Source organism: Mitsuaria sp. TWR114, assembly GCF_007997345.1.
In genome coordinates, this window is record NZ_VOSR01000494.1 from 1 (window position 1) to 1,390 (window position 1,390).

The following is a 1,390-nucleotide window of genomic DNA, read 5'->3' on the forward strand; positions in this document are numbered from 1 at the left end:
CTCGGCCAGCGCGGCGAGCGCGTCCTCCAGCGAGGTGGGACGGAAGTAGGTCATCGGGGCAGTCGGCTGGCGCCCGTCCTGGCACGCGCGGCGCTCGCGCGCAGGGGGCACGGGCCACGTGCCGGACCGGATGAATTCATCCTACAAGTCGCGATGCGCCTCGCGAACGCCCGCTGGCATCGATGTCCACCGCGACGGCGACGTCCTACCTCGAACGGGGTACCCGATCCGGGAAAGCGCGATCCCCGTGCGCGCCCATGGAGCGCTGCGCTGAACGCGCGGCGCGATCGCGCCGTCGGTTCAGGCCGTGAGCGGAAGCGACGCCGCATCGGCGCGCACGACGCGCAGCACGCTGTCGGTGACGAAGCGCTCCCAGGCGGCGACGGCCTCGGGCGTCTCCAGCGATTCGCCCAGGAAGGCGGACAGCGTGTGGCGGTTGGAGGTGAAGAAATAGGCCGTCGAGACGATCAGCAGGTAGACGTCGCGCGGGCGCAGGTCGGCGCGGAACAGGCCTTGCGCGGCGCCGGCATCGAGGATGTCGCGGATCAGGTCGACCGCGGTGGACGAGTACTCCACCGCCTTCTCCGACTTGGCCACATGCTTGCCCTTGTGCAGGTTCTCGGTGTTGAGCAGCGTGACGAACTCGGGGTGGCGGCGGTAGTAGTCGATCTTGAAGCGGATCACCGTCTTCAGCGCCGCGACCGGGTCGGCGGTGTCCGGCGCGCAGGTGGCCTCGGCGCGGTCCATGCGGTCGTAGATGCCCTCGAGCACCGCGATGAACAGGCCCTCCTTGCTGCCGAAGTAGTAATAGATCATCCGGTCGTGCGTCTTGGCCGAGCTGGAGATCTTCTCGATGCTGCCGCCGTCGTAGCCATAGCGCGCGAACACCTTGGTCGCCGCCTTGAGGATGCTGTCGCGGGTGGCCTGCGCGGCGGCCTCGCGCACGCCGGTGCCGCGCACCGCCTGGGTCTGCTTCTTCTGAGCCATGAATGTCCTGAATGCGATTTCATGTAGCGGGCACTACATGAATCGCCTCATGATACGCAGGGCGGCGGCCAGCGGCAACCGGGTTGTCCACGGTCCGCGGACCATACACAGGTAGGGGGCGGCGCGCCCGCAGGTTCAATTTGCCGCGCAGGGCGGCGCTGCTCTGATGGCGGACAGCGGCGGGACAGGGGTTCCGCCGACCTCCACCCGATCCTGCAGAGGCAGCCACCATGTCTTCATCTTCGTCCCGTTCCCTCCGCTCCTGCGCTTCGGCCGCGCTGGGCGCCTTCGCCGCGCTGGGCGTCACGGTCGCGCTGACGGCCGCCGGCCCCGCGCTCGCCAAGGACGCAGCGCCCGCCGGCGCCAAGCCCACCATCGTGCTGGTCCACGGCGCCTTCGCCGA

Annotated in this window: 1 protein-coding gene; it reads right to left on the reverse strand. The window is 69.5% G+C overall.

What is annotated here, in order from left to right:
* Positions 1-300 precede the first annotated feature (300 nt).
* Positions 301-987 carry a TetR family transcriptional regulator gene (locus FUT87_RS17500; protein WP_147241837.1) on the reverse strand — a complete coding sequence of 229 codons (687 nt, stop codon included), beginning with the start codon at positions 985-987 and terminating at the stop codon, positions 301-303.
* Between the last annotated feature and the right edge of the window lie 403 nt (positions 988-1,390).